26 protein-coding genes are annotated in these 25,683 nt (G+C 64.0%); 13 read left to right on the forward strand and 13 right to left on the reverse strand.

Annotated features, from left to right (window positions below):
- Nucleotides 1-188 precede the first annotated feature (188 nt).
- From rpsU to H0241_RS10735, 3 genes are all read right to left on the reverse strand, one after another.
- A complete protein-coding gene (gene rpsU, locus H0241_RS10725) occupies nucleotides 189-467 on the reverse strand; it encodes a 30S ribosomal protein S21 (RefSeq protein ID WP_023671138.1) in 279 nt (92 codons plus the stop codon).
- 176 nt (nucleotides 468-643) lie between these two features.
- Entirely contained in the window at nucleotides 644-1,030 is a 387-nt protein-coding gene (locus H0241_RS10730; RefSeq protein WP_023671139.1) for an SET domain-containing protein, read from the reverse strand.
- A gap of 110 nt (nucleotides 1,031-1,140) precedes the next feature.
- A complete protein-coding gene (locus H0241_RS10735) occupies nucleotides 1,141-1,911 on the reverse strand; it encodes an SDR family oxidoreductase (RefSeq protein ID WP_181057390.1) in 771 nt (256 codons plus the stop codon).
- 200 nt (nucleotides 1,912-2,111) lie between these two features.
- Between H0241_RS10735 and H0241_RS10740 the strand changes: the two genes are divergently transcribed.
- The 7 genes from H0241_RS10740 (at nucleotide 2,112) to H0241_RS10770 (ending at nucleotide 8,867) form a co-directional block, all read left to right on the forward strand.
- Complete coding sequence (locus H0241_RS10740) at nucleotides 2,112-2,852, forward strand: hypothetical protein (RefSeq protein WP_181057391.1); 741 nt, start codon at nucleotides 2,112-2,114, stop codon at nucleotides 2,850-2,852.
- Nucleotides 2,853-2,977: 125 nt separating this feature from the next.
- On the forward strand, nucleotides 2,978-4,231 hold the full coding sequence (locus H0241_RS10745; RefSeq protein ID WP_023683196.1) for a sarcosine oxidase subunit beta: 1,254 nt from the start codon (nucleotides 2,978-2,980) through the stop codon (nucleotides 4,229-4,231).
- Nucleotides 4,231-4,653, forward strand: a complete 423-nt coding sequence (locus H0241_RS10750) for a hypothetical protein (RefSeq protein ID WP_181057392.1) — start codon at nucleotides 4,231-4,233, stop codon at nucleotides 4,651-4,653. The genes H0241_RS10745 and H0241_RS10750 overlap by 1 nt, the downstream gene beginning before the upstream one ends.
- 12 nt (nucleotides 4,654-4,665) lie before the next feature.
- Nucleotides 4,666-4,962, forward strand: a complete 297-nt coding sequence (locus H0241_RS10755) for a sarcosine oxidase subunit delta (RefSeq protein WP_181057393.1) — start codon at nucleotides 4,666-4,668, stop codon at nucleotides 4,960-4,962.
- On the forward strand, nucleotides 4,959-7,952 hold the full coding sequence (locus H0241_RS10760) for a sarcosine oxidase subunit alpha (RefSeq protein WP_181057394.1): 2,994 nt from the start codon (nucleotides 4,959-4,961) through the stop codon (nucleotides 7,950-7,952). Before H0241_RS10755 ends, H0241_RS10760 begins: the two co-directional genes overlap by 4 nt.
- A complete protein-coding gene (locus H0241_RS10765; protein ID WP_181057395.1) occupies nucleotides 7,945-8,538 on the forward strand; it encodes a sarcosine oxidase subunit gamma in 594 nt (197 codons plus the stop codon). The genes H0241_RS10760 and H0241_RS10765 overlap by 8 nt, the downstream gene beginning before the upstream one ends.
- Nucleotides 8,539-8,639: 101 nt before the next feature.
- Complete coding sequence (locus H0241_RS10770) at nucleotides 8,640-8,867, forward strand: hypothetical protein (protein ID WP_181057396.1); 228 nt, start codon at nucleotides 8,640-8,642, stop codon at nucleotides 8,865-8,867.
- Between the two features lie 118 nt (nucleotides 8,868-8,985).
- Here H0241_RS10770 and H0241_RS10775 read toward each other — a convergent pair whose 3' ends face one another.
- The 6 genes from H0241_RS10775 to H0241_RS10800 all read right to left on the reverse strand — a co-directional run bounded on the left by H0241_RS10775 (nucleotide 8,986) and on the right by H0241_RS10800 (nucleotide 13,329).
- A complete protein-coding gene (locus H0241_RS10775) occupies nucleotides 8,986-9,219 on the reverse strand; it encodes a DUF680 domain-containing protein (RefSeq protein ID WP_181057397.1) in 234 nt (77 codons plus the stop codon).
- A gap of 193 nt (nucleotides 9,220-9,412) precedes the next feature.
- Nucleotides 9,413-10,057, reverse strand: coding sequence for a TetR/AcrR family transcriptional regulator (locus H0241_RS10780; protein ID WP_181057398.1), 645 nt, complete (start codon nucleotides 10,055-10,057; stop codon nucleotides 9,413-9,415).
- Nucleotides 10,058-10,164: 107 nt separating this feature from the next.
- Nucleotides 10,165-10,941 carry an SDR family NAD(P)-dependent oxidoreductase gene (locus H0241_RS10785; RefSeq protein WP_181057399.1) on the reverse strand — a complete coding sequence of 259 codons (777 nt, stop codon included), beginning with the start codon at nucleotides 10,939-10,941 and terminating at the stop codon, nucleotides 10,165-10,167.
- A gap of 29 nt (nucleotides 10,942-10,970) precedes the next feature.
- Nucleotides 10,971-12,005: a phosphotransferase gene (locus H0241_RS10790; protein WP_181057400.1), complete on the reverse strand. Its 1,035-nt coding sequence runs from the start codon at nucleotides 12,003-12,005 to the stop codon at nucleotides 10,971-10,973.
- Nucleotides 12,002-12,487, reverse strand: coding sequence for a MaoC family dehydratase (locus H0241_RS10795; protein ID WP_407941741.1), 486 nt, complete (start codon nucleotides 12,485-12,487; stop codon nucleotides 12,002-12,004). Before H0241_RS10795 ends, H0241_RS10790 begins: the two co-directional genes overlap by 4 nt.
- Nucleotides 12,488-12,513: 26 nt before the next feature.
- Nucleotides 12,514-13,329 (reverse strand): SDR family oxidoreductase, encoded by an 816-nt coding sequence (locus H0241_RS10800; protein WP_181057402.1) that lies wholly within the window; start codon nucleotides 13,327-13,329, stop codon nucleotides 12,514-12,516.
- A 141-nt stretch (nucleotides 13,330-13,470) separates the two neighbouring features.
- Here H0241_RS10800 and H0241_RS10805 point away from each other — a divergent pair, with 141 nt between their 5' ends.
- Genes H0241_RS10805 through H0241_RS10820 form a run of 4 tightly spaced genes read left to right on the forward strand, consistent with a single transcriptional unit; the run spans nucleotide 13,471 to nucleotide 17,371 of the window.
- Nucleotides 13,471-14,112: a TetR/AcrR family transcriptional regulator gene (locus H0241_RS10805; RefSeq protein WP_181057403.1), complete on the forward strand. Its 642-nt coding sequence runs from the start codon at nucleotides 13,471-13,473 to the stop codon at nucleotides 14,110-14,112.
- Nucleotides 14,109-15,350 carry an acyl-CoA dehydrogenase family protein gene (locus H0241_RS10810; RefSeq protein WP_181057404.1) on the forward strand — a complete coding sequence of 414 codons (1,242 nt, stop codon included), beginning with the start codon at nucleotides 14,109-14,111 and terminating at the stop codon, nucleotides 15,348-15,350. The genes H0241_RS10805 and H0241_RS10810 overlap by 4 nt, the downstream gene beginning before the upstream one ends.
- A gap of 4 nt (nucleotides 15,351-15,354) precedes the next feature.
- Nucleotides 15,355-16,323, forward strand: a complete 969-nt coding sequence (locus H0241_RS10815) for an NADPH:quinone oxidoreductase family protein (protein WP_181057405.1) — start codon at nucleotides 15,355-15,357, stop codon at nucleotides 16,321-16,323.
- 10 nt (nucleotides 16,324-16,333) lie between these two features.
- Nucleotides 16,334-17,371 (forward strand): zinc-binding dehydrogenase, encoded by a 1,038-nt coding sequence (locus H0241_RS10820; protein WP_181057406.1) that lies wholly within the window; start codon nucleotides 16,334-16,336, stop codon nucleotides 17,369-17,371.
- A gap of 190 nt (nucleotides 17,372-17,561) precedes the next feature.
- On the opposite strand, the gene H0241_RS10825 is transcribed toward H0241_RS10820, so the two are convergent.
- The 3 genes from H0241_RS10825 to H0241_RS10835 all read right to left on the reverse strand — a co-directional run bounded on the left by H0241_RS10825 (nucleotide 17,562) and on the right by H0241_RS10835 (nucleotide 22,904).
- Nucleotides 17,562-20,693 carry an efflux RND transporter permease subunit gene (locus H0241_RS10825; protein WP_181057407.1) on the reverse strand — a complete coding sequence of 1,044 codons (3,132 nt, stop codon included), beginning with the start codon at nucleotides 20,691-20,693 and terminating at the stop codon, nucleotides 17,562-17,564.
- Nucleotides 20,690-21,853: an efflux RND transporter periplasmic adaptor subunit gene (locus tag H0241_RS10830; protein ID WP_181057408.1), complete on the reverse strand. Its 1,164-nt coding sequence runs from the start codon at nucleotides 21,851-21,853 to the stop codon at nucleotides 20,690-20,692. The genes H0241_RS10825 and H0241_RS10830 overlap by 4 nt, the downstream gene beginning before the upstream one ends.
- Nucleotides 21,854-22,013: 160 nt before the next feature.
- Nucleotides 22,014-22,904 carry a LysR family transcriptional regulator gene (locus H0241_RS10835; RefSeq protein WP_181057409.1) on the reverse strand — a complete coding sequence of 297 codons (891 nt, stop codon included), beginning with the start codon at nucleotides 22,902-22,904 and terminating at the stop codon, nucleotides 22,014-22,016.
- A 152-nt stretch (nucleotides 22,905-23,056) separates the two neighbouring features.
- Between H0241_RS10835 and H0241_RS10840 the strand changes: the two genes are divergently transcribed.
- Nucleotides 23,057-23,827: an SDR family NAD(P)-dependent oxidoreductase gene (locus tag H0241_RS10840; protein WP_181057410.1), complete on the forward strand. Its 771-nt coding sequence runs from the start codon at nucleotides 23,057-23,059 to the stop codon at nucleotides 23,825-23,827.
- 54 nt (nucleotides 23,828-23,881) lie between these two features.
- On the opposite strand, the gene H0241_RS10845 is transcribed toward H0241_RS10840, so the two are convergent.
- Complete coding sequence (locus H0241_RS10845) at nucleotides 23,882-24,706, reverse strand: MurR/RpiR family transcriptional regulator (RefSeq protein ID WP_181057411.1); 825 nt, start codon at nucleotides 24,704-24,706, stop codon at nucleotides 23,882-23,884.
- A gap of 146 nt (nucleotides 24,707-24,852) precedes the next feature.
- Here H0241_RS10845 and H0241_RS10850 point away from each other — a divergent pair, with 146 nt between their 5' ends.
- Nucleotides 24,853-25,671 carry an N-formylglutamate amidohydrolase gene (locus H0241_RS10850; RefSeq protein ID WP_181057412.1) on the forward strand — a complete coding sequence of 273 codons (819 nt, stop codon included), beginning with the start codon at nucleotides 24,853-24,855 and terminating at the stop codon, nucleotides 25,669-25,671.
- The last annotated feature ends 12 nt before the right edge of the window (nucleotides 25,672-25,683 follow it).

Genomic DNA, 25,683 nt, shown 5'->3' on the forward strand with positions numbered 1-25,683 from the left:
CCGCGTCGCTCAGTCCGGGTCCCTCCCTCCGGGCCGGGTCACAAATTGTCGTAACAAGATTTAGAGCGTCGTTGGCGCGTTCAAGGGAACGCCCTTTAACAAAAAGGCGGCGCTCTAAACAAAAAGGTGGCGGCGATTCCGCATCGCGCCACCTCAGAGTATCCTTCGAAAAGGACGAAAAATTGGCGTCAGAACCGCGGCGGGCGCGGAGCACCACCAGGACCACCGGCGGCGCCGGCAGCAACCGGACGCGGCGTCATCGGCAACAGGCCTTCGCGCTGGGCGCGCTTGCGGGCCAGCTTGCGGGCGCGGCGAACGGCTTCGGCCTTTTCACGGGCGCGCTTCTCGGAAGGCTTCTCGTAATGGCCGCGCATCTTCATTTCGCGGAAAATGCCTTCGCGCTGCATCTTCTTCTTGAGAGCGCGAAGCGCCTGATCAACGTTATTGTCGCGGACGAGTACCTGCACGGGCAATCCTGTCTTTCGGGTTTGATATCAACAGGCAAGTGGCCATAGCCACATGCCTCCGCGGCGATTTACACCACGAATTGTGGCGGCTGATAGCAGAATCAGGCCGCGCTGTCCACACTCGAAATGAAGGACAACCGCCAATTTGCCAAGGTCGCCCCAAGATAGGGCGCTAACTAGGCGCTGGCCAGATGAAGCCGGGCGAAATCCTCGAAGAATTCGCCGTAGTCGCAGGTGATTTCCTCGCCGGCTGATATATCGCGGGTGGCGGTCGCGCCGCCATATTGCGAGAAATCCGTGTTCGGCCGCTCGGCATGGTTCATGAAGCGGCCATTGTCGACTTCATAGACCATGAAGCCGGGACGGTCCGGGCTCGGATAGGCGTAGCGGTCGAGCAATTCCTTGAGATGCGGGGGTGCTGCCTCGTATTTGTCCATCGGGATCAGCCGGTCGAAATCCGGATCGAGCCGCCAGATCGAGGCGCCCTTCCTGATCGGCTCGGCGGCAAAGACGCCGACGCCTTCGATTGCGCTCTGGGCGACATAGGTTCTGATCAGCAGCATGTCCGTCCTCGAAGTCCTCTCTCGAAACCGAATCGCCAAATCGCCTGGAAAAAGCAAGTCCGGTTTCGAGCTCTATGGCTGATCGATGCAGGCAATGACCGCGAAATGCTTCACGTCCGGGTGATCGAGACGCCGCCATCGGCAAACAGCGCCGATCCGGTGGTGAAGCTCGACGCATCCGACGCCAGAAAGAGCGCCGCGCGGGCGATCTCTTGCGGTTGCGCCATGCGCTTCAGCGCGTGCAGGCCTTCGACGAAAGCCAGCACCTCGGGACCGGCACCCGGTGCGTTGGTGATGCTTGCCGGCGTGTCGGTGCCGCCCGGTATCAGCGCGTTGACCCGCACGCCTTTGGCGCCATATTCAGCGGCCAGCACCTGCGTGAGGCCGATCAGCCCGGCCTTGCTGGCGCCATAGCCGGTCATGCCGGGCATGCCGACGGTGTGGCCGACGAAGGTGGAGGTGAAGATCAGCGAGCCGCCACCGCGCTCGACCATCGCCGGCACCTGGTATTTGGCGCCGAGAAAGGCGCTGGTCAGGTTGGTGTCGAGCGTCTCGCGCCAGCCCTCGAGCGACAGTTCGGAAACCGGACCCGTCTCGCCGATCGAGCCGGCATTGTTGAAAGCGATATCGAGCCCACCGAATTTTTCGACAGCCAGATCGACAAGGGTTTTTGCATAGGCCTCGTCCCTGACGTCACCGGAAAGCGCGATCGCTGTGCCGTCGGCGTCCTCGATTTCGGCCACCAGCGCGTCAAGCTCGGCCTGGCGGCGGGCCGCGACAACGACCTTGGCGCCTTCTTCGGCAAAGAGTTTTGCGGCAGCGCGGCCGATGCCGGAACTGGCGCCGGTGACGATGGCGACCTTGTTGGCGAGTGCGAACATTTTCTGCATCCTTTTCTTCGCTGCGCCAGCCTTGCCGGCGTTCGGATGCTTGGTCGCAAATCGAGGCGGCACGAGCCACCCGATACCTGCGTTGCCCTCAACAAGGGTTTCTTGACGCCTGGCGGACACCAAGCTACGAAGTGGCTCTTCAAACCTTGCGGGTGGACGCGCCACCCTTTGCAATGACCCCCCAAGACATAATGAGCAAGTTGTTGGCCCCCGGCTTCGAGGGCGACAGTGAGTTGACGTTTGCTCTTCAATCGGAATTCCACAAAGGCTTTCCGCTCGAAAACCTCCGACCGCTGCTGACGTCTGACAACCTTCATACGCAGGCCGCCGCTGCTTACTTGGTGGCCGAAATCAGTCCCAGGATAAGTTATAGGATGAATTGCGTTGTTGCGGAGATCGCCGATCTGCTCGACAGCAAAATCGTGCGGATTAGGTTCGACGCGATCGAGGCGCTCCTGGGATGCACGACGCCGGACGATGGAGCCATCCTCGGTCGCGTGATGCTCGGGCTGGATGACGAACAGGCCGGCGTTCGCTGGAAAGTCGTACAGTTCATCTGTCTTGCGGAGCGTTGGCAGTTGCAGCTCGCGGTGGAAAATGCCGCCGCGCGGCGTCAGGACTCGGCCTTTGGGATGTTGGTCAACGCTTACGGCCGGTATTCTATGCCGAGGTCGAAAGACCTGCCAAGGTTGCTCGCGCATCCGGATGCGGTGTTGCGACGCTTTGCAGCGGCAATGGCTATCAGGCCGCGCGAGGTGATCGTCGAGCGCTTCGTGGCCATGGCGGAGCAGTCGGACGATGCGGAAATTCGTAAAATCGCCGCCGATTGCCGCCAAGGTTATTTGCGGCCGACCTATGCAATCGGGCCGTCCATTGTCAGGCGTCCGCCAGCCGAACCGTCAAAAGCCGAAGTTCCAAACGACGGCGGTTGACGCCCGGCGCAAAACGGCAAGCGCCGTCGCAAACAGCGCAAGGGTGGAAGCGCCGTTTCGCTAGTGATACACCTCGCGCGCCGGGGCCGAGTGAATGCCCTGCCGCCATTTGCGAGGCTGGAACGTTGAAAAAATATTCGGTATTCGCCATCGCCCGTGAGGCCATGCGCGGCCACAAGGGCTGGGAGGAACAATGGTCCTCGCCGGAGCCGAAGAAGGAATACGACGTCATCATCGTCGGCGCCGGCGGCCACGGACTGGCCACAGCATACTATCTCGCCACCGTGCACGGCATCACCAATGTCGCGGTGCTGGAAAAGGGCTGGCTCGGCGGCGGCAACACCGGCCGCAACACCACCATCATCCGTTCCAACTATCTCTATGACGAAAGCGCCGGCATCTACGACCATGCGCTGAAGCTGTGGGATGGGCTCAGCCAGGAGCTCAACTACAACGTCATGTATTCTGCGCGCGGCGTCATGATGCTGGCGCACAATGTGCACGACATCCAAGTGCTCAAGCGCCATGTCCACGCCAACCGGCTGAACGGCATCGACAATGAATGGCTGACGCCTGAACAGGCGAAGGAATTCTGCCCGCCGCTCAACATTTCCAGGCAGGCGCGCTATCCGGTCGTCGGCGCTGCCTTGCAGCGGCGCGGCGGCACGGCGCGTCACGATGCGGTTGCCTGGGGCTATGCCCGCGGCGCTTCGGCGCGCGGCGTCCACATCATCCAGAATTGCGAGGTCACCGGCGTCAAACGGGCGGCCAATGGCGCGGTCATGGGCGTCGACACGACGCGCGGCTTCATCGGCGCCAAGAAGGTCGGCGTGGTGGCTGCAGGCCACTCCTCCGTCATCATGAACATGGCCGGCGTGCGCATGCCGCTGGAGAGCTATCCGCTGCAGGCGCTGGTGTCGGAGCCGGTCAAGCCGGTGGTGCCTTGCGTGGTGATGTCGAACACGGTGCACGCCTATATCTCGCAGTCCGACAAGGGCGAGCTGGTGATCGGCGCCGGCACCGACCAGTATGTCTCCTATTCGCAGACCGGCGGACTGCACATCCTGCAGCATACGCTCGACGCCATCTGCGAGATGTTCCCGATCTTCACGCGCATGAAAATGCTGCGCTCGTGGGGCGGCATTGTCGACGTCACGCCCGACCGTTCGCCGATCCTGGCCAAGACGCCGGTGCCCGGCCTCTACGTCAATTGCGGCTGGGGCACGGGCGGTTTCAAGGCGACGCCGGGTTCGGGCCATGTCTTTGCCCACACCATTGCCAAGGACGATCCGCACCCGATCAACGCGCCCTTCACCATCGAGCGCTTCCGCACCGGCCGCCTCATCGACGAGGCGGCGGCGGCGGCGGTGGCACACTGATGATGGCGGAGCTGGCTGTCGCGATGCCGCTGGTGTTGGCGGGGGAACAGGATCTGTTCCACTTTCCGTCACCGGAAGAGGTGCGCACGCAGCCGATCAGCCGCGCCGGCAACGAGGCCAGTTGGCCGTTTTCGATCGACGCCGGCATTCTGGCCTGCGTGTGGAGCGGTGGCCAGAAGGTGGTCATCTTCATGGAGAACAGGCCTTCCGATCTCGGCGAGGACGACACATTCGAGCCACGCAGCGTCATCGTGACGACCGATCCCTTTCAGCTCACGATCGGCAACATGGAGTATCGCGAGCTGTTTCGCCCCGCCGCAAGCGTGAAAGAGCGCATTCGGCTCGTCGCGCCTTTTGCGGCGATGGGCCAGAGGCTTTGCAACCAACCGGCCGGCGCGCATGTCGGCCACGGCGAATTGTAGGAACGAACAACAATGCTTCTCATCCGCTGCCCCTATTGCGAGGAAGAGCGCCCGGAACTCGAGTTCCGCAACGCCGGCGAGGCGCATATTGCGCGCTCGGCCAACATGGCCGGCGAGAGCGATGACGACTTCGAAAAGTTCTTCTTCATCCGCTCGAATCCCAAGGGTATCATCTATGAGCGCTGGCGCCACATCCATGGCTGCGCGCGCTTCTTCAACGCGGTGCGCGACACCGTCACCGACAAGTTCGTCATGACCTACAAGGCGGGCGAGCCGAAACCCGCGAAGTTGCCGGGAGCTTCCAAATGAGCGGCGCGTTCCGTATTCCGAGCGCTGGCCGTCTCAGCCAGGCCAAGACCGCGCGGTTCTCGTTCGACGGCCAGTCCTATACCGGCATCGAAGGCGACACGCTGGCCTCGGCGCTATTGGCCAATGGCGTGCATCTCGTCGGCCGTTCGTTCAAATATCACCGGCCGCGCGGCTTCCTGTCCGCAGGGGCGGAAGAGCCCAATGCGCTGGTCGAGGTCAAGCGTGACGACGCGCGCAAGGCGCCGAACATCCGCGCCACCGTGCAGGAACTCTATGACGGGCTTGTCGCGCAGTCGCAGAACCGCTGGCCATCGCTCGCCTTCGACGTCGGCGCGGTCAACGACATTGCATCGCCGCTGTTTTCGGCTGGCTTCTACTACAAGACTTTCATGTGGCCGAAGGCGGCCTGGAAGAGCCTGTACGAGCCGAAGATCCGCGCCGCGGCGGGTCTTGGCGTTTCGCCCGACAAGCCTGATCCCGACCACTATTCGTCGCGTTATGCGCATTGCGACGTGCTGGTGCTGGGCGGTGGTGCTGCCGGCATCGCGGCCGCCTTGGCTGCGGCTGAAACCGGCGCGCGTGTCATCCTCGCCGACGAGCAAGCGGATTTCGGCGGCAGCCTGCGCTTCGAGACCGGCGCGAAGATCGATGGCCAGGACGGTTATGCCTGGGCGCAAGGCGCGATCGCGAAACTCAAGGCCATGGACAATGTCCGCGTGCTGTCGCGCACGACGGCGTTCGGCTATTACGCGCAGAATTTCGTCGGTCTGGTCGAGCGCGTCAGCGACCATCTGCAAAGCCCCGGCCACGATCTGCCGCGCGAGCGGCTGTGGCAGGTGCGCGCCAAGCGCGTGGTGCTGGCGACCGGCTCCATCGAGCGCCACATGGTGTTTGCCGACAATGACCGACCCGGCATCATGCTTGCCTCGGCGGCGCGCATTTTCCTCAACCATTATGGCGTGGCGGTCGGCAAAAATGTCGGCGTCTACACCGCCAATGATTCTGCTTATGCGGCAGCGATCGACCTGAAGAAGGCCGGCGTCAACATTGCGGCGATCGTCGACCTGCGCGATCATCCGACCGGGCCGGTGATCGACGAGGCGAGGGCGCTCGGCATCGAAGTCAATTTCGGTCGCGCGGTAATCCGCGCCGGCGGCAAATTGCGCGTGACGTCGATGACGGTGCAGCCGAAGAATGGCGGCGGCGAGCGCACCATTCCCGTTGACGCCATCCTGATGTCGGCCGGCTGGACGCCGTCGGTGCATCTGTTCTCGCAGTCGCGCGGCAAGGTTGCCTTCAACGACGAGACCAAGCGCTTCGTGCCCGGAATTTATGCGCAGGACTGCGTCTCGGTCGGCGCCTGCAACGGCACGGACGGGCTGGCGGCGTCGATCGACGAAGCCTATGCGGCCGGCGCCAAGGCGGCGAAAGACGCCGGCGCGAAAACAGCCAAGGGGACGAAGCCGAAGGTCGATGCCTCGGAAAGCTGGTCGCGCGGCATGCTGGGCGCAGCCCCCGGCGCCGGACCAGACAAGACGGTCAAGGCTTTCGTCGATTTCCAGAACGACGTCACCGCCAAGGACATCCGCCAGGCGGTGCATGAGGGCATGCGCTCGATCGAGCACGTCAAGCGCTTCACCACCAACGGCATGGCGACCGACCAGGGCAAGACGTCCAACATGCACGGCCTGGCGATTGCCGCCGAAACACTGGGCAAGCCGATCCCCGAGGTCGGCCTGACTACCTTCCGGGCGCCCTATACCCCGGTCACCTTCGGCGCGATCGTCAGCCATTCGCGCGGGCCGCTGTTCGACCCGACGCGCAAAACCGCGATCCATCCCTGGGCCGAAGCGCAGGGTGCTGTGTTCGAGGATGTCGGGCAGTGGAAGCGCGCCTGGTATTTCCCTAGGGGCAGCGAGGACATGCATGCGGCGGTCGACCGCGAATGCGTCGCGGTGCGCACCAATGCTGGCCTGTTCGATGCTTCGACGCTGGGCAAGATCGAAGTCGTCGGGCCGGATGCGGCCAAGTTCATGGAGCTGCTCTACACCAATCCGTGGGAGAAGCTGGAGCCCGGCCGTTGCCGCTATGGCATCATGCTGCGCGAGGACGGGTTTATCTATGATGATGGCGTCGTCGGCCGCTTGGCGCCGGACCGCTTCCATGTGACGACGACGACAGGCGGTGCGCCGCGCGTCATGAACCACATGGAGGACTATCTCCAGACCGAGTTCCCGCATCTCAATGTCTGGCTGACCTCGATCACCGAACAGTGGGCGGTCATCGCCGTGCAAGGCCCGAAGTCGCGCGACATCATCGCGCCGCTGGTCGAAGGCATCGACATGTCCGACCAGGCGCTGCCGCATATGTCGGTGCGCGAAGGCAAGATCTGCGGCGTGCCGACAAGGCTCTTCCGCATGTCGTTCACCGGCGAGCGCGGTTTTGAAGTCAACGTGCCGGCCGATTACGGCCAGGCGGTCTGGGAAGCGCTGTGGGCCGAGGGCCAGAAGCATGGTGCCGCCGCCTATGGCACCGAGGCCATGCACGTGCTGCGCGCCGAAAAGGGCTACATCATCGTCGGCCAGGACACGGATGGCACCGTGACGCCGAACGATGCCGGGCTCGACTGGGCGGTCGGCAAGAAGAAGGCCGACTTCGTCGGTATCCGTGGCCTGACCCGGCCCGATCTTGTCGCGAAGGGCCGAAAGCAACTGGTCGGCCTCAAGACCAAGGATCCGAAAGTGGTGCTCGAAGAGGGTGCGCAGATCGTCGCGGATCCCAAGCAGGCGATCCCGATGAAGATGATCGGGCACGTGACGTCCAGCTACTGGTCGCAAAATTGCGGCCGCTCGATCGCGCTGGGGCTGGTCGCCGGTGGGCGCGACCGGATGGGCGAGACGCTCTACGTGCCGATGCCGAACGGGGTGATCGAAGTGGAGGTTGCCGGCATGGTGTTCTTCGACGAGACGGGAGGGCGCCTCAATGGCTAAGGCTGCTGCGGCTAAGGCTGCTGCGAAAACAAGCGCGTCTGCTGCGTCGGCCGAGCGTCGACCGGCGCAGGCCGGCCGCAGCGTGTCGGCGAAGAACGTCAGGGTCGAGGTGCTGCCGCCGGCGGAGCGCATGTCGCTGCGCGCGCCGGAGGCTTCGGTCGCAGCGCTGTCGAAGGCGCTCGGGCTGACCTTGCCGAAGAGCCCGAAGAGTTCGGCGGTCAAGGCCGGCCGCACGGCGCTGTGGCTCGGGCCGGACGAATGGTTTGTGATCGACGAGGCTGGCAAGGATCTTTTGGCCGACTGCGCCAAGGTATCCGCGCTGCATTCGGCGGTCGGCATCTCGCACCGCAACGTCGCCTTCACTGTTGCCGGCCCGGCGGCTGCGGCCGCGATCAATGCCGGCTGCCCGCAAGACCTGTCGCTGGAAGCTTTCCCTGTAGGCGCGGCATCGCGCACCATCCTCGGCAAGTGCGAGATCGTGCTGCTGCGCACGGCAGCCGACGCCTTCCGGGTCGAGTGCTGGCGTTCCTTCTCCGACTATGTCTTTACTTTCCTGTCGGAGGCAGCCAGCGACGCGGCGGCGTAGAGCAATCCCCGGGAAAGCGCTAAACGCTTTTCCCCAGGATTGCTCTGGGAACGACTAACGCTCAACGCCGTTCTGCTTCCGCCTGTCGAGGGAGAATGCCAATGCCGTCGAAATCCGCGCCAAAGTCAGCCAGGAAAACCGCGGCGGTCCGCTCGCTCGAACATGAACGGCACCACGAAGTGAGTGCGGAAGAGGAACTCGAGGAAGGTCTCGAGGACACGTTTCCTGCCAGCGATCCGGTGTCGATCACCTCGACCTCCATCCCGGGTGCGCCGGCGAGGCCAGGCAAGGCCAAGACCGTGCCAGGACGCAAACCGCGGAAGAAATAATCCGTTTCTCGACGCCTGGGCCTGAACTCAAAAATCCCGGCCTGCACCGAGGGAAAAATGGGCGGCCGGGATTATCCTGCCGCCCTCAATCGTTGTGCTGTTCGGAGCTCATGCCAGTTCAGAACGTGCTTGGCACGATCCACGGGTTGATCTCGATGCCCAGGCGCGGGCCCTTGGCCTTGACGTCCGACTTTTCGACCGAGCCGGTCACGCCGCAATCGAGCTTGGCATGGGTCTTGGTGTCGACGCAGGTGGCAGCCGGGGCCTGCTTGGCCGAATGGTTGTCGCCAGCGGCGAAAGCCGAACCGGAAAGCGCCAGCACGGCGGCGAGGGCGAGAAGGGTCTTGTTCATGTCAGTCTCCACCGGTTAAATTGGTTTCGTACATGTACGATACAGTGTACACATACGTCCGAGGAAACGGGTTTTCAAGTCAGAAAACGTACACGTACGACAAATTTTATTGAACGCCGAAAATTGCGGCGCCCTGACATAGCCGAAGCTGTCAGGCCGGATGTTCAATTGGAGGGCGGGGGAGCCCCAGTGCTCAGCAGTTGACCGGGGTCTTGGTCAGCGGTGGCACGTCCTGCGTGGTGAGCGAGGCAAGGGTGGAATCGCACATCCGCTTCACAAAAGCCTCCGGATCGCCAAAGGGGTAGAACGGAAAGGTGATCAGCAGCGAGATGGTGCCGTGGCCCACCGCCCACAGCATGGTGGCGATGGCGCGCGCATCGCCGTGCAATTTGCCGGCGGCGACGCAGGCCTCGACCCTTGAGATCAGCGCCTTCATCGCCGGGTTGCCGTCTTCCATGTCCTCATAGCTTCTGCCCTCCGGCAGCTTGGTCTTTTCGGTCATGAAGACGGTACGGTACTCGTTGGGATTGCCGAGCCCGAAGGCGGCATACTCGGTCATCACTGCCTTCAGCGCCTCGATCGGGTCGTCGGAGGGGTGCGCCTCGATGCTGCGGGCAAGTGTTTCGAACGCATCCTCGGCCAGCGCAAACAGGATGTCCTGCTTGTCGGCGAAGTAGGAATAGACCGACATCGGGGCATAGCCGACCCGGTTGGCCAGCTTGCGGATGGTCAGGCCTTCATAGCCCTCTTCCTTGACGAGCTTGTGGGCTGCGTCGAGCAGCTCGGAACGCAGTTCGGCCTTTTGTTTTTCGCGGCGTTTCTGGACGCTCAGCGGCACGTGAGTCTGCCTTCATGTGGTGGGTGTTGGCTAAATTATATACGCTGTACGGAAACGAACAAGGGCGCCGCAGGCTCCCCACCGGTATGGTTACCAAATCGGGGCTATCAAATCGCGCCGACGCCGCCATCCACGGCCAGCGTGTGTCCGGTCATGAAGGAATTGGAGGGGTCAGCGGCAAACAGGATGGCTGACACAACCTCGTCCACTTCGGCCACCCGCTTCATCGGCACGCCGCGCGTTAGTTCAGCCAGCGCTTCGGCCTCCGGCGCGCCGGACATGCGCACGAAGCCGTCGACCATAGCGGTACGCGTGTGCGCCGGGCAGACGGCATTGATGCGAATGCCCTTGGTGGCGTATTCGGCGGCCGCCGATTTTGTCAACCCGACGACGCCATGCTTGGCGGCCGCATAGACCGACAGTTTCGGCGCTCCGACCAGCCCGGCAACCGAGGCGATATTGACGATGGCGCCGCCCTTGGCCGTAGCCTTGAACTGCCGCTCCATCTGCGGGATCTGGTGCTTCATGGCATAGAAGACGCCGAGCAGGTCGATTTCCAGCACGCGGCGCGCCTCGTCGGAGGCGACTTGCGGCAGGCGCACGAAATTCTGGACGATGCCGGCATTGTTGATGGCGATGTCCAGCCGGCCGAATTTCTCCGCCGCCAGTTTCACCAGGCCCTCAGACAGTTTCTCGTCGGCGATGTTGCCGGCGAGAATAGCGGTCTCGGCCTCCAGCGAACCGGCAAGCTCGGCCAGCGCCTTGTCGTCGATGTCGGACAGCACCAGGCAGGCGCCTTCGGCGGCAAAACCTTTCGCCGCGCCGCGACCAAGGCCGCCGGCGGCGCCGGTGATCAGCACCGTCGCTCCATCGAAACGGCCCATCATGCCTCCCATTATATCTCATTGTCGGTTCAGGTTCGGTCGATCAGTTTTCCGGCAAGATGCGACAGCAGCTTGACCGCCTCACCATAGGTCTTGGCCTTTTCGGGATTGGAGGCGTTGCCGTCGAGCGCGCGTTTGTAGACACCCTGGCAGATGGCGGCCAAACGGAAGAAGGAGAAGGCGAGGAAGAAGCTCCAGATATCGATGCCGGCAAGCCCGCGCCGCCGGCAATACGCCGCGACATAGGCTTCCTCCGAGGGCAGGCCGAGCGCGGCGCGGTCGACGCCGCCAAGGCCGCGAAAGCCCGAGGCGTGCGGCAGGCGCCATTGCATGCATTGATAGGCAATGTCGGCGAAGGGGTGGCCGAGAGTCGACAGTTCCCAGTCGAGCACCGCCAGCACTTTCGGCTCACTGGCTGCAAAGATCATGTTGTCCAGCCGGTAGTCGCCATGGACCAGGGATATAAGGCCGTCATCGGCCGGCATATGCGTCTCCAGCCAGGCGATCAGCCGGTCCATGTCGGCGACTGTGCCGGTCTCCGAGGCGCGATACTGGCTGGTCCAGCGGGCCAGCTGGCGTTCGAAGTAATTGCCTGACTTGCCGAACGCGCCGAGCCCGACGGCTCCGACGTCGACGTCGTGCAGCGCTGCCAGCGTGGCGTTCATGGCATCGTAGAGGGCGGCGCGCTCGCCGTTGCCGCTGGCTTCCGGCACGGCCGGATCCCAGAAGATGCGGCCGTCGAGGAAGTCCATGACGTAGAACATGCGGCCGATCGGCGAGTCCTCGCCCGACAGATGCAGCATCTGAGGCACCGGCACGGCGGTGCCGGCGAGCGCCTTCATCACGGTGAATTCGCGGTCGACCTGATGCGCCGATTTCAGCAGCTGCCCCGGCGGCTTGGCGCGCAGCACATAGCGGCCGCTGGACGCCGTCAGCAAATAGGTCGGGTTCGACTGGCCGGATTTGAATTTTTCAATGGAATGAAGCCCGGCAAAACCCGGGATGTGCGCCTCGAGATAGGGCGCAAGTGCTGCCTGATCGATCGCGTTGGCGTCGCCGCTCATGCGGTCTCCGGCTCACGCTCGATCAGCGTCAGCGTCAGCCAGCGCGCGGTCAGTGCCGGCTTTTTCGAGCCTTCGATCTCGATGGTCACGTCATGCGCCGTCTGCACCCAACCCGACGGTCGGACCTTGACGTCGGCCAGCACGAAACGGGTGCGGATGCGCGCGCCGGTCTTCACCGGCGCCAGGAAACGCAGCGAATCGAAGCCGTGATTGACGCCCATCTTGCTCTTTTCCAGCGGCGGCATGGTCTCGAAGGTCATTGCCGAGAGCAGCGACAGCGACAGGAAGCCATGCGCGATGGTGCCGCCGAACGGCGTCTCCAGCCGGGCGCGCTCGGGATCGCAATGGATGAACTGATGGTCGTCGGTGGCGTCGGCGAACTGGTCGATCATGGTCTGCGTGACCACGCGCCATGGTGAGACACCGACTTCCTTGCCGACGCTGGCCAAAAGCACATCGAGACTGATCGGTTCCACTGCGATGTCCTCCACTTGTCGCCGATCGCGGCTTATTCCTTGAACAGTGTCAGCCCATGCTGCACCGACTGCCCGCCATCGATCGGCAGGATGGCGCCGGTGACATAGGAACCGGCACGGCTGCACAAATAGAGCGTTGCGCCGCCAATGTCATCCGCCACGCCGATACGGCCGATCGGCACATGGCTGCCGACATGTCTGGCCTTTTCCTCGGTGCCGGTGGCAAAGGCGGTCATCCGGCTCTGGAAGGGGCCGGGAGCGAAGGCATTGACGGTGATGCGCCTCGCCGCGAGCTCGATCGCCAGCGTGCGGGTCAGATGGTGAACGGCGCCCTTGGACGCCGTGTAGGAATAGGCATCGTCGGCCAGCGGCTGGGTGCCCATCACCGAGCCCAGGTTGATGACACGGGCCGGATCGGCATCGCTGGCGGCGGCTTCCAGCAGCGGCAGCAATTCGCGCGTCAGATGGAAGACGGCGGTGACGTTGACGGCCAACACCTTGGCCCAGCCGTGGTAGGGAAAATCCTCGAGCGAGGCGCCCCAGGATATGCCGGCATTGTTGACCAGTATGTGCAGCCGCTCGGTCCGCGCCTTGACCTCGGCGACCAGAGCGGCAATGCCTGCTTCGCTCGACACGTCACCAGCGAAACCTTCGGCATGGCCGGAGGCGCCGAGTTCGTTCAGTTCAGCGGCGACCTTGATGCAATCCTCGCCCTTGCGCGAAGCGATCATCACGGTGGCGCCGGCCTGGACCAAGGCGGTCGCAACCATGCGGCCGATGCCGGTCGCGGCTCCGGTCACCAGTGCGGTTTTCCCAGCGACTGAGAACAGCTCGTCGAGATAGCTCATCGATCCTCCCCGCGGAACTTCGCCTCTTTGGGCGGTTGCCGCATTGACAACATACCCGGTAGTATGTTGAACTTTTGGTCAGTCGTAAAGGCCTCAATTCCCGCATCATCATTGCGGAAAGCAGGCGGAAGGCGAAATCCGATGCTCGGCGTCGAAATTCCACTGCTGGATCGCCCGCGCGCCGACATATTGCGCGCCGCCGCCATCTGTTTCATGCAGCGCGGCTATGCCGCGAGCTCCATCGACGACGTCGCGCGCAGCCTCGGTTCGACCAAGGGCCGCATCTATCACCATTACCCGTCCAAGGCCGATCTGTTCGCCGACGTGTTCCGCGCCGGCATGGACATGAATTTTGCGGCGATAGAGCCGGTGCGCGTGCAGCCTGGTCCGGCGATTGGACGCTGGCGCAAGATGGCTGCGATCCATTGCGGCCAGATGATCCGCACCAAGCCCTTCCAGCGCGTCGTCTGGGAAGGCGTCGAGCTTTATTTGCGTGGCGCGACCACGCCCGAACAGCGCGAGGAATTCACCCGGCTGATGCAGTCGCGCGACGCTTACGGCCGCATCTTTCGTGAGGCGATCGCCGCCGCGCGCGACGAGGGCGACATGCGCTTCGGCACGATCGGCATTGCCGAGCAGTTGATGTTCCTGACCCTCAACTCGCCGCTGTTCTGGTACACGCCGCGTCCGACTGAAACGGACGAGGATATCGAGGCAATTGTCGGCGAGGTCGTCGCTTTCGCGGCGCGCGGCCTGGGTGCGGCTGAGGAGAACACACGATGAGCGACATGAATCTCGGCATGACCGAGCGGCTGAAGCCGATCCACGCCCGCGTCGCCGCCATGGTGCGCGACGAGATCATGCCGCTCGACCACGAATTTTTGAGCGAGGTCGGCAAGGCCGGCAACCGCTGGGTCTACACCGCGCGGCAGACCGAGATCCTCGAAGGGCTGAAGAACAAGGCCAAAGAGCGTGGCCTGTGGAACTTCTGGCTGACCGGCTCCGAACGCGGCTACGGTCTGTCGACCGTCGAGTATGCCTATCTGGCCGAGGAGATGGGCAAGGCGCATCTTGGCGCCGAGACCTTCAACTGCTCGGCGCCCGATACCGGCAATATGGAGGTGCTGGAGCGCTACGGCTCGGACGATCACAAGAAGGCATGGCTGGAGCCGCTGCTCGAGGGAAAAATCCGCTCGGCCTATCTGATGACCGAGCCGGATGTCGCCTCCTCCGACGCCACCAACATCGCCATGCGCTGCGAACGGCAAGGCGACGACTATGTGCTGAATGGCGAGAAATGGTGGGCGTCGGGCGCCGGCGATCCGCGCTGCGCCATCTATGTCGTCATGGTCCGCACCGGTGGCGAAAGCGAGCCGCAGCACCGCCGCCATTCGATGATCCTGGTGCCGTCGGACACCAAGGGCGTGAGCAAGGTTCGGCCGATGCAGGTCTATGGCGACGACGACGCGCCGCACGGCCACATGCATCTTCGCTTCGACAATGTGCGGGTGCCGGCGGGAAACCTGATCCTCGGCGAGGGCAGGGGGTTCGAGATCGCGCAAGGCAGGCTCGGCCCCGGCCGCATCCACCACTGCATGCGCGCCATCGGCCAGGCCGAAATGGCGCTGGAGCTGCTGTGCCAGCGCTCCGTGCGCCGCGAAGCCTTCGGCCAGCGCTTGGCAAAACTCGGCGCCAATTTCGACATCATCGCCGAATGCCGCATGGAGATCGAAATGGCGCGGCTGCTGTGCCTCAAGGCGGCGTGGATGATCGACCAGGGCGATGCCCGCGCCGCAGCCCCCTGGATCAGCCAGATCAAGGTCATCGCGCCGCGCGTCGCGCTCAAGGTTACCGACGAAGCCGTGCAGATGTTCGGCGCGCAAGGCATCAGCCAGGACACGCCGCTGGCGCGTTCATGGACGCATCTCAGAACCCTGAGGCTCGCCGACGGACCAGATGCAGTCCACCGCCGGCAAGTGGCGCGCACCGAGCTCAGGAAGTACACGCAGGAAAGGGTCTGAGCGCATGAAAGCCATCATCGCCCGCGATTTCGCGCCGCTCGACCAGCTGGTCTATGGCGACTGGCCGGAGCCGGAGGCCAAGGGCAACACAGTCGTCATCGAGGCCGAGGCAATCGGTGTGAACTATCCCGACGGGCTGCTCGTCCAGGGCCTTTACCAGATGAAGCCGCCGCTGCCTTTCGTGCCCGGCATGGAGGTCGCCGGCCGCGTCATCGCGGTCGGGCCGGGTGTGAAATCAGTCAAGATCGGTGACCGCGTCGCCGCGCTCTCGACCCATGGCAGCTATGCCGAGCGGGTGGGCGCCGCCGAACCCTTCGTCATGCCGCTGCCGGCCGATATGCCCGCCACTGAGGCCTGCGCGTTGCTGGCCGGCTACGGCACGTCGCATTATGCGCTTAAGCAGCGCGGCGTGTTGCGCGAAGGCGAAACGCTCTGCGTGCTGGGCGCGGCCGGCGCCACCGGCATCGCCGCCATCCAGATCGGCAAGTCGCTCGGCGCGCGCGTCATCGGTGTCGCCTCGTCGGAGGAAAAACGCCGCATTGCCGCGGAAGCCGGCGCCGATATCGCGCTCGGCTACGACAATCTGAAGGAAGCGTTGAAAGAGGTCACCGGCGGCAAGGGGGTCGATGTCGGCTTCGATCCGGTCGGCGGCGAAACCTTCGACGTGCTCGCCCGCTCGATGGCGTGGAGCGGCCGGCTGCTGGTCATCGGATTTGCCTCCGGCACCATCCCGCAATTCCCGGTCAACTTGGCGCTGGTCAAGGGCTTTTCGGTCGTCGGCGTGTTCTGGGGCGCGTTCACCGCCAAGGAGCCGCGCGTCTATGCCGACAATATGAAGGAGCTTGTCGGCTGGTATCTCTCCGGCAAGGTGCGGCCAGTGATCGAAGGCACGTATCCGCTGGCCGACGCCGCCGCGGTGCTGAAGCGCGTGCTCGGCCGCGGTTCTTCAGGCAAGCTCATCCTCAAACCGTAAGGAGCCCGCCATGGCCATCCCTTCCGAGATGAAAGCGCTGCTGCTGACCGGCGACGGCTACACCAGGACGCCTTCCGGCAGCGTGCTGGCGGCGATGGAGCCTTATCTGCAGCCGGGCAACATCGGCGTGCCGACGCCGGGGTCGAGCCAGGTGCTGATCAAGGTCAGCCTCGCCTCGATCAATCCGTCCGATGTCGCCTTCATCAAGGGGCAATACGGCCAGCCGCGCGCCAAGGGCCAGCCGGCCGGTTTCGAGGGCGTCGGCACAGTCGTTGCCAGCGGCGGCGAGCCCTATGCCAAAAGCCTCATCGGCAGGCGCATCGCCTTCGCCACCGGCGTCACCAACTGGGGCTCGTGGGCCGAATACGCGGTCGCCGAAGCCGCGGGCTGCATCCCGCTGCTCGACACCGTCCGCGACGAGGACGGTGCGGCGTTGATCGTCAATCCGCTGACCGCGCTCGCCATGTTCGACATCGTCAAGGAAGCGGGCGAAAAAGCCTTCATCATGACCGCCGGGGCCAGCCAGCTGTGCAAGCTTATCGCGGGCCTCGCCAAGGAGGCAGGGTATAGGCCGATCGTCACCGTGCGCCGCGACGAGCAGATCCCGCACTTGAAGGAGATCGGGGCGGCCCATGTGCTCAACGAGAAGGCGCCGGATTTCAAGGCGGCGCTGCGCGAGGTGGTCAAGACCGAGCAGCCGCGCATCTTCCTCGACGCGGTGACCGGACCGTTGGCGTCGGCCATATTCGACGCCATGCCGAAGCGCGCGCGCTGGATCATCTATGGCCGGCTCGACCCCGACACCACTGTCATCCGCGAACCCGGCCAGCTGATCTTCCAGCACAAGCATATTGAAGGGTTCTGGCTGGTCGAATGGATGCGCCAGTTCCGCGACAAGCGCGGCCCGGCGATCATGGAAGCGCAGAAGCGCTTTTCCGACGGCCGCTGGTCGACCGACGTGACGGCGGTGCTGCCGCTGGACGAGGCGATGGCGAAGGTTCCGGCGGAACTCGCCAAGCCGAACGGGAAGGTGTTTATCAGGCCGTGACCTTCTTTACCCTCCCCCTTGTGGGGAGGGTCGGTTCATGAACATCGCCTGGCGAAGTTCATGAACCGGGGTGGGGGTGCTTGGCGCCTGCCTTTACGGCCGGCCTGACCCACTTCTCACCTCGGTCTGCGCTGCACCCCCACCCCGGACCTGCGGTCCGACCCTCCCCACAAGGGGGAGGGTAAGGGAGCTACTCCGCCGGCTCCACATTCGTGTATGCCGCTTCCTCCAGCTCGCGCTTCAGCCTGGCTTCCTCATGCGTCTTCGGCGTGACGAAGCGGCCGAGCAGGAGGTAGGCGACCGGAGTGAGGAACAGCGTCGAGACGGTGGCGAGACCCAGCCCGCCGACGATGACCCAGCCGAGGGCGATGCGTGCCTCAGCACCCGCGCCGGCGGCCAGCACCAGCGGCACGCCGCCAAGGATGGTGCAGATCATCGTCATCATCACCGGCCGCAGCCGGATAATCGAGGCCTGCCCGATCGCCTCGCGCACGCCGAGCCCACGGTCGCGCAACTGGTTGGCGAATTCGACGATGAGGATGCCGTTCTTGGCCATGACGCCGACCAACAACACCAGGCCGATCTGGCTGTAGGCGTTGAGGCTGGTGCCCGACAGCAGCAGCGCAAAGATCGCACAGGCGAGGCCGAGCGGCACCGTCGCCATGATGATGACGGCGCTGACGAAGCTTTCGAATTGTGCAGCAAGCACCAGCAGAATGATGACCAGCGCGAAGCCGAAAATGGTGACCATGGCGCTGTTGGTTTCGCCCAGTGTGGCGGCTTCGGCCAGCGGCAGGATGCGGCTGCCCGGCGGCAGCAGCGGCGTGGCGATCTGCTCGGCGACACCAAGCGCATCACCGAGCGCGAAATTGCCGTTCAGATTGGAGGTGATCGCCACCGAGGGCTGCTGCTGTTCGCGCGTCAGCGACGGCGGCACGGCGCGCTCGGTCAGCGTCGCGATGGTCGACATCGGCACAAAGCGGCCGTCGGCGGTTTTGAGGAAAATGTTTTCGAGATCGGTCGGATCGTTGATCGGGTTGGTGGTCGAGACCAGCTTCACGCCATAGCTGCGGTCGGCGATGTAGACATCGACGACATCGTTGCCGTCGAGCATCGCCTGCAAGGTGTTGGCCAGGCCGGTGATATCGATGCCGAGATCGGAAGCGCGCTCGCGGTCGATAGCGACCGCCAGCTGCGGCTGCGTCGGGTCGACGGAGAGCCGTGGCGTCTGGAAGCGCGGGTCGGCTTGCATCTGGGCGATGATCTTGACCGCCGCGTCGCCGAGCGCCTTGCGGTCGTTGCCGACCAGCGCGAACTGCAGGCCGTTACCGGCGCCTCTGATACCGAGGCTGTTGGCCTGGACCGGGAAGATGCGCACGCTGGGCACCTGCCGGGTCAGCTGGGTGATCTGAGCCATAATCTCCTGCTGGCTGCGCGCGCGCTCGTCCCACGGCGCCAGCGTCATCACCATGAAGCCTGAGTTATAGGCGCCGTTCTGGCCGGCGTTTTCGAAGGTGCTAACGATCTCGCCGGAATCACGCAGCGGCTGGATCAGCCGCTCGATCTTCTGCATCTGCTGGGTGGTGTAATCGAGGCTGACGCCTTGCGGCGCGTTGATGCGCAACAGCACGACGGCGCGGTCCTCGCTCGGCGTCAATTCCTGGCGGATGGTGCCGAACAGCGTGAAGGCCGTGGCGGCAAACAGCACGGCGACCAGAAGCACGATCCACGGCGCGCCGAGGCAGGCATGCAGGGCGCGTTTGTAGGCTGCATTCAGCGCACCGCCGATGCGTGCGCCAATGCCGTGACCGCCTTCGTGGTGGAGCGCGGCGCCAGTCAGCATGCGCGAGGCCAGCATCGGGCACAACGTCAGCGCGACGACGCAGGAGAGCAGCACCGACATGGCAAGCACGAAGCCGAATTCGCGGAACAACCCGCCGGTCTGTCCCGGCAGGAACGAGATCGGCACGAAGACGGCGACCAGCGTCAGCGTCGTGGCGATGACGGCGAAGAACACTTCCTGGGCGCCGAGCACGGCGGCGGCACGGGGCCCCATGCCTTCATTGCGCCGTCGCACGATGTTTTCGAGAACGACGATGGCGTCGTCGACGACGAGGCCCGTCGCCAGCACTAGCGCCAGCAAGGTCAGGATGTTGATCGAGAAACCGGCGAGGTAGATGGCGGCGATGGTGCCGATCATGGCGACCGGCATCGACAGGCCGGGGATCAGCGTCGCGCGCCAGTCGAGTAGAAAGACATAGATGACGATCAGCACCATGGAGATCGACAGGCCGAGCGCGATTTCGACCTCGTGCACGGCGCCGTTGACGAAGACCGCGTCGTCGCTGGTGATCTTGATCGACATGCCCTTGGGTAGGTTTTCCTGCAATTTGGCCACCGCAGCCTTTACCCCGGTGGAAATGTCCAGCGTGTTCGATTCCGCCTGGCGGATGATGCCGAGGCCGATGCCGGTCTTGCCGTCCGAGCGCAGCGAGGTCTGGCCTATGTCGGGGCCAAGCGTGACGGTGGCGACGTCGCGGATGCGCGTCGTGCCGCCGATGATGATGTTTTCGAATTCTTCCGGCGTCGTGACGTCAGCGGTCGTGCGGACGATGAGATCCTGGTTGGTGGTGGTGATCGAGCCGGCCGGCGAATCGAAAGCCACCGACGCGAGCGCGGCCCTGAGGTCGGCGACGGTGAAGCCGAGGCTGGCGAGCTTGTTCTGGTCGACATCGATGCGGAAAATCTTGTCGCGGTCGCCATAGACCTGGACGTCGGCGACGCCGGGCACGGCAGCCAGCTCGTCCTCGATCTGGTCCTGGACGATCACCGTCATATCCTGCACCGACATGCTATCGGAGGTGACGGCCAGCCGCATCACCGGATCGGAATTGGCGTCGGCCTTGACGATGCGCGGCGGATCTGCGGTCTCCGGCATCTGGTTGGCGACGCGGCCGACGGCGTCGCGCACATCGGAAGCAGCGACGTTCAAATCGACGCCGTCATTGAACTCGATGGTGACGCGGCTCGAGCCGAAGGACGAGGTCGACGAGATCGACTTGACCCCGGAGACGCGCGCGACCGCGCCCTCGATGGTGTCGGTCAGTTCACGGTCGACGGTTTCGGCGGCGGCGCCCTCGAAGGCCGTCGACACGGTGACCACGGCGCGGTCGACATCGGGCAGTTCGCGAATCTCGACGCCGTAGAAGGCGGCAAGGCCAGCGACAGCAATCAGCGTGTTGAGCACGAAGGCCATGACCGGCCTGCGGATGAAGAGGGCGGTGAAGCCGGTTTCGCTGGCGGTGTTGGCGGTTGCGGTCATGAGCCTTCGGCGGCGGTCGCGGCGCGCTGGTCCTGGCCGGCGATGCGGACCTCGCCGCCTTCGCTGACGCTCTGAGTGCCTTCGGTGACCACCATGTCGCCATCCTCGATGTCAGCGTCGATCAGCACTGTCTCGGTGTTGCGCTGGATGATGCGCACGGGAACGCGCCTGGCCTTGCCGTCCTCGATTTGCCAGACATAGGCGCCGTCCGAGCCCCACATGATGGCCAGCGGGCTGACCGCCGGATAGGTGTCGCCGGGGAAGCGCATGATGATGCCGAACGACATGCCGGCGCGCAGCGAATCGGCCGGATTGGCGATTGCCGCCTTGACCAGCAGCGTGCGGCTCTTCTCGTCGATATGGTTGTCGATGGCCGACACCGTACCGGTATAGGCTTTGCTCGGATTGGCGATCGGCGTCGCCGACAGCTGCGCGCTGACTTTGATCGCGGCGGCGAAGCGCTCGGGCACCAGGAACTCGACCAGGATCGAGGAGCGGTCGTCGAGCGTGGCGATCGCCGACTGGCTGGTCACGTAATTGCCGGCCGAGATCGGCAAGATGCCGACCGTGCCCGCGATCGGCGCGACGATCGAGCGGCGCTGCAAGGCGAGTTCGGCATCGCTAAGCGCCAGTTTGGCGCCTGCCAGCACCACTTCGGCATCGGCGACGGCGACCGGGGTGGCGGCATTGGAGGCGCGCAGCGATTTCACCCGCTCGAGTTTGGCCTGGGCATCCTGCAGAGCGAGCTTGGCGCGATCCTGCGAAATCACCTCGGTTTCGGAATCGAGGATGGCGATGATCTGCCCCTTGTCGACGCGGGTGCCGGACTGGACGAGGAATTCAACAAGACGGCCGGAGCTGTATGGGTTGACCGTCACCGAGGCGTAGGCGCGGCCGGTGCCGATCGCCTGCAAGCGATCGTTGATGGTCGCGGTGGTCGCCGGCAAGGCAACGACATTTGCCGGCCGCCCGGCGGCGTTACGGCCGCCTGCCTGTTTCGTCGTGTCGACCGCGCCGGTGGTGGCGGGCGCCGAAGCATAGGCCCAGTCGATGCCCCAGCGTGCCAGAACCTCCGGCGCACCCGGAAAGAAGCGCGCCCAGGCGAGGACAACCGCGACCAGGATCACAAGCGCAAGAACGATCTGTTTCCAGGCGGCCATCGGCACTCCGGTTGGCAACACGTCTACCGGTTTCCCCAAGCAAAAAACGCGCAGCGACGCACCCGGTATGTGCGAAGCCACGGCGATATCATGGCTTTATGGCAATTCTGCCGCAGCCATGCACATTAAATCTGCGTAAGGTTGGATAGACGCGCGCCCGCTAGGAACCGGTCTTGAGCATGTTGATCACGGCTCGCAGACCAGCGGAAAGATACCGCCGGCTAGGGTAGTACAGACACAGGCCGTCGTCCGGAGCACACCAGTCATCCAGGCAGCGGATTAGCGCGCCGCTTGCCAAGTGGCGCATCACGTGGTTCTCCCAGACATAAGCGAGGCCACAGCCTTGCAACGCGGCCTCGACCATCAGTTCCTGGTCGTCGAGGGTGATGGGGCCGTTGACTTCAACATCGACTGCCTCGCCATTCTTCTCGAACTGCCAGTTGTAGATAATGCCGCTGGGATAGCGGTAGCGAATACAAGCGTGTTCGCGCAAATCGGCGGGCATGACGGGCGTCTTGCGCCCGGCGAGGTAGGCGGGAGAGCCGACGACCGAGAAGCGCAGGGTCGGCTTGATGCGAACGGCGATCATGTCTTGCATCAGCCGCTCGCCAAAGCGGATACCAGCGTCGAAGCCCTGCTCGACAATGTCGACCAGCCTGTCCGTGGCCACGATGTCGAGGTGAAGGCCCGGATTCTGTCTGAGCAATGGCCCCATCACGTCATGCAGCACAAAGGGCGCGATCGAGGTTGGAACGTTGATCCGGACCGTGCCAAACGGCGTGCCCCTGAAGGAATTGAGGCTGTCGAGTGCCTTTTCGATTTGCTCAAAAGCGGGATGCAGCTCGGAATGAAATCGTGCGCCCGCTTCGGTCAGCGATACGCTTCGCGTGGTGCGGTGGAACAGCCGCACGCCCACACGTTCCTCCAGGCTGCGGATCGTGTGGCTGATCGCCGAAGCCGCCACGCCCCGCTCGACCGCGGCCTGCCTGAAGCTCCTGTAGCGGGCGACAGCCAGGAAAGTCGACAACTCGGCAAGCTCGGTTCCGTGCATGATGCTGTGCGTCCCAATTGGTATTCCATATTCACTACTCTAGTCAGAATTCATCGACTAATCATCATTATTCGGACCGTCTAGATAATGGGCACCGGCAGATTGGCCATCAGTTGGCGCCCGGCCGGGCATTCAACAGATGGAGGTTCATCATGACCAAGACGCCATTCCGCACGCTTGACGGTAAAGTTGCGCTCGTCACGGGAGCGAGCTCCGGTATTGGCCGGGCTACCGCAGTTGAACTTGCGCGCCGTGGGGCAAAGGTGATTGCCAGCGCTCGACGTGCTTCCGAGATCGAAACGCTCGTCGCCGACATCAGGAACGAAGGCTTTGAGGCAACCGCTGTGGTTGGCGACGTCAATGTCGAGCAGAGCGTGATCGACCTGGTCGCGAAAACGGTCTCTATCTACGGGCGGATCGATATCGCCTTCAACAATGCCGGCACCGAGGGTGCGTTCTCGCCATTCGTCGACCAAACCAACCAAACCTACGACACCATTTTCAACGCCAACGTTCGCGGTGTCTTCTGGTCGATGAAGCACGAGGCAAAGGCGATGCTGGCCCAGGGTGCCGGCACCATCATCAACAACGCCTCAATGGGGGGCGTGATCGGCTTCGCCAATGCGGGCCTCTACATTGCCAGCAAGCACGCCGTTCTCGGCCTGACGAAGACAGCGTCGATCGAGCTGTTCAAGCAAGGCATCCGCGTCAACGCCATCAATCCCGGCATAATCGATACGCCGTTTCAGGATCGCATCTGGCCGAGCACCGAGGCCAAGGATGCCTTCGCCGCATCGACCGTGCCAGGTCGGGCCGGGTCGCCCGAGGAGATGGCGACGGTCGTGGCCTTCCTCGCCTCGGACGATGCCTCATTCGTTTCCGGCCATGGCCTGCTTGCCGATGGCGGCTATTCGATCGCCTGATCGCGCCCAGCGCCTATGCCGGCGGCCACCGATCCGATGCCGCTGAAGGAAAGCCTATCGTAGTCCTTCCAGGTCGCGGATGCGCTTGGCGCTGTCGGCCTCGAGTTGCCGGGTGACGGCGCCGATCAGCGTCTCGGCGACAACGAACAATGCCGCCGAGGAATCCCAGGCCGACGGCACCGCGGTGCGTCCGGCGATGACATGGCGGGCGAAGCGGGCGATCGGCGACAGCCACTGGTCGGTGAACAGCACGATCTGCACGCCGCGCTGATGCGCCGTCTCGGCGAAGCGCACCAGGCTGTCCTGGTAGCGCCGGATGTCGAAGATCACCAGCACGTCGCGCTTGCCCATGTCGATCAGCCGGTCGCGCCAGATGCTCTCCTGGCCGGCGAGGTGATAGACATCGGGCTGGATGATGGCGAGGTGGGCGGCCATGTAGCGCGCCAGCGGGTCGGTGAAGCGCCCGCCGATCAGGAAGGTCTTGCCGCGCCGCTCGGCGAGCCTGGTGGCGATGTCGGCAAGCTGCCTGTCGGAGAGATGCCTGAAGGTCTCGCGCATGTTTTCCAGCGTCGCTTCCAGCATCGGCGATATTGCACCGCTTGGGGACGCCGGATTGAGCGTGCGCGATGCCGGCGACTGCAATTGCGCCGCCAGTTCGTCCTGCAGCGCCGACTGGAATTCGGGATAGTTCTGGAAGCCCAGCCTGGAGACAAAGCGCAGAATCGTCGGCGACGACACGCCGGCAGCGGCCGAGAACTCGGCGACCGTCTTCAGCCCGATCAGCGGATAGTTGGCAATCAGCGTTTGTGCGGCACGCCGCTCACCAGCCGGCATCGTGCCGATACGGTCCGAAATCAGTTCGGCAATGCTGGAAATCATGGTTATCCCCCACCCTTGGCCTAGTCTGCAGCACTTCCCCGAAATCGCATTTGACAAAGCCTGACAAACTGTATGAAATCATCCACAGGGACGCAATGAGGCAAAATACGTAACATAAGATACAGCGCTCCCCAGGGGACGGCAGTATGGAGAGAGCACGGCCCGCCAGCCTTGCATCGTCTGATACCGTAGGGGTGACGAATCCCGGCGGATCCAGCCCTTTCGTGCTGACCTGCGACCACGCTTCCAATTTCCTGCCGGCTGAATTCGGCACGCTCGGCCTGACCGCCGATGATCTCTCCCGCCACATCGCCTGGGACCCAGGCGCGCTGCCGGTGGCCCGCCGCATGGCCGCCGCGCTCGATGCGACGCTCATCGAAACCCGCATCTCGCGCCTGATCATCGACTGCAACCGTCCGCTCGACGCGCCGGACCTGGTGCCGCCGGTCAGCGAGACGACGATCATTCCCGGCAATGCCGGCCTGTCGGACGCGCAGCGCGCCAAGCGCATCGCGCTGTCGTGGCGCCCGTTCCATGACACGATCGCAGACATCATCGACGACCGGCAGGCGCGCGGGCAGGAGACGCGGCTGGTGTCCGTGCACTCCTTCACCCCGGTCTACAAGGGCAAGAACCGGCCCTGGCATATCGGCATCATCCATGATGACGACCGCCGGCTGGCGTCGCCGCTGATAGCGGCGCTGCAGCGTCTTGCCGGCGTCACCGTCGGCGTCAACGAACCCTATTCGCCGGCCGACCGCGTTTACTTCACCCTCGAGCGTCATGCGCGCTCGCGCGGTCTTGGCTGCGCAATGATCGAAATCCGCAACGACGAAATATCCGGCGAGACCGGGCAGCGGAAATGGGCGGATCTGCTCACCGGCATCTTTTTGAATCTGGAACCCGAGGAGGCCAAGGGTTCCCGACGACACGCAATGGGAAAGTCAGTTCAATCGGCCAGCTAGAAACAACAGGGG

The sequence above is a fragment of the Mesorhizobium neociceri genome, from assembly GCF_013520985.1.
GTDB lineage: Bacteria > Pseudomonadota > Alphaproteobacteria > Rhizobiales > Rhizobiaceae > Mesorhizobium > Mesorhizobium neociceri.

What these genes read in the sequence shown, in the direction of transcription:
- H0241_RS10730 (WP_023671139.1), bottom strand. Translation starts at nt 1,030, where the DNA reads ATGCTGCTGATCAGAACCTATGTCGCCCAGAGCGCAATCGAAGGCGTC.
- H0241_RS10735 (WP_181057390.1), bottom strand. Translation starts at nt 1,911, where the DNA reads ATGTTCGCACTCGCCAACAAGGTCGCCATCGTCACCGGCGCCAGTTCC.
- H0241_RS10740 (WP_181057391.1), top strand. Translation starts at nt 2,112, where the DNA reads ATGAGCAAGTTGTTGGCCCCCGGCTTCGAGGGCGACAGTGAGTTGACG.
- H0241_RS10750 (WP_181057392.1), top strand. Translation starts at nt 4,231, where the DNA reads ATGATGGCGGAGCTGGCTGTCGCGATGCCGCTGGTGTTGGCGGGGGAA.
- H0241_RS10755 (WP_181057393.1), top strand. Translation starts at nt 4,666, where the DNA reads ATGCTTCTCATCCGCTGCCCCTATTGCGAGGAAGAGCGCCCGGAACTC.
- H0241_RS10760 (WP_181057394.1), top strand. Translation starts at nt 4,959, where the DNA reads ATGAGCGGCGCGTTCCGTATTCCGAGCGCTGGCCGTCTCAGCCAGGCC.
- H0241_RS10765 (WP_181057395.1), top strand. Translation starts at nt 7,945, where the DNA reads ATGGCTAAGGCTGCTGCGGCTAAGGCTGCTGCGAAAACAAGCGCGTCT.
- H0241_RS10770 (WP_181057396.1), top strand. Translation starts at nt 8,640, where the DNA reads ATGCCGTCGAAATCCGCGCCAAAGTCAGCCAGGAAAACCGCGGCGGTC.
- H0241_RS10775 (WP_181057397.1), bottom strand. Translation starts at nt 9,219, where the DNA reads ATGAACAAGACCCTTCTCGCCCTCGCCGCCGTGCTGGCGCTTTCCGGT.
- H0241_RS10785 (WP_181057399.1), bottom strand. Translation starts at nt 10,941, where the DNA reads ATGGGCCGTTTCGATGGAGCGACGGTGCTGATCACCGGCGCCGCCGGC.
- H0241_RS10790 (WP_181057400.1), bottom strand. Translation starts at nt 12,005, where the DNA reads ATGAGCGGCGACGCCAACGCGATCGATCAGGCAGCACTTGCGCCCTAT.
- H0241_RS10800 (WP_181057402.1), bottom strand. Translation starts at nt 13,329, where the DNA reads ATGAGCTATCTCGACGAGCTGTTCTCAGTCGCTGGGAAAACCGCACTG.
- H0241_RS10805 (WP_181057403.1), top strand. Translation starts at nt 13,471, where the DNA reads ATGCTCGGCGTCGAAATTCCACTGCTGGATCGCCCGCGCGCCGACATA.
- H0241_RS10810 (WP_181057404.1), top strand. Translation starts at nt 14,109, where the DNA reads ATGAGCGACATGAATCTCGGCATGACCGAGCGGCTGAAGCCGATCCAC.
- H0241_RS10815 (WP_181057405.1), top strand. Translation starts at nt 15,355, where the DNA reads ATGAAAGCCATCATCGCCCGCGATTTCGCGCCGCTCGACCAGCTGGTC.
- H0241_RS10820 (WP_181057406.1), top strand. Translation starts at nt 16,334, where the DNA reads ATGGCCATCCCTTCCGAGATGAAAGCGCTGCTGCTGACCGGCGACGGC.
- H0241_RS10825 (WP_181057407.1), bottom strand. Translation starts at nt 20,693, where the DNA reads ATGACCGCAACCGCCAACACCGCCAGCGAAACCGGCTTCACCGCCCTC.
- H0241_RS10830 (WP_181057408.1), bottom strand. Translation starts at nt 21,853, where the DNA reads ATGGCCGCCTGGAAACAGATCGTTCTTGCGCTTGTGATCCTGGTCGCG.
- H0241_RS10835 (WP_181057409.1), bottom strand. Translation starts at nt 22,904, where the DNA reads ATGCACGGAACCGAGCTTGCCGAGTTGTCGACTTTCCTGGCTGTCGCC.
- H0241_RS10840 (WP_181057410.1), top strand. Translation starts at nt 23,057, where the DNA reads ATGACCAAGACGCCATTCCGCACGCTTGACGGTAAAGTTGCGCTCGTC.
- H0241_RS10845 (WP_181057411.1), bottom strand. Translation starts at nt 24,706, where the DNA reads ATGATTTCCAGCATTGCCGAACTGATTTCGGACCGTATCGGCACGATG.
- H0241_RS10850 (WP_181057412.1), top strand. Translation starts at nt 24,853, where the DNA reads ATGGAGAGAGCACGGCCCGCCAGCCTTGCATCGTCTGATACCGTAGGG.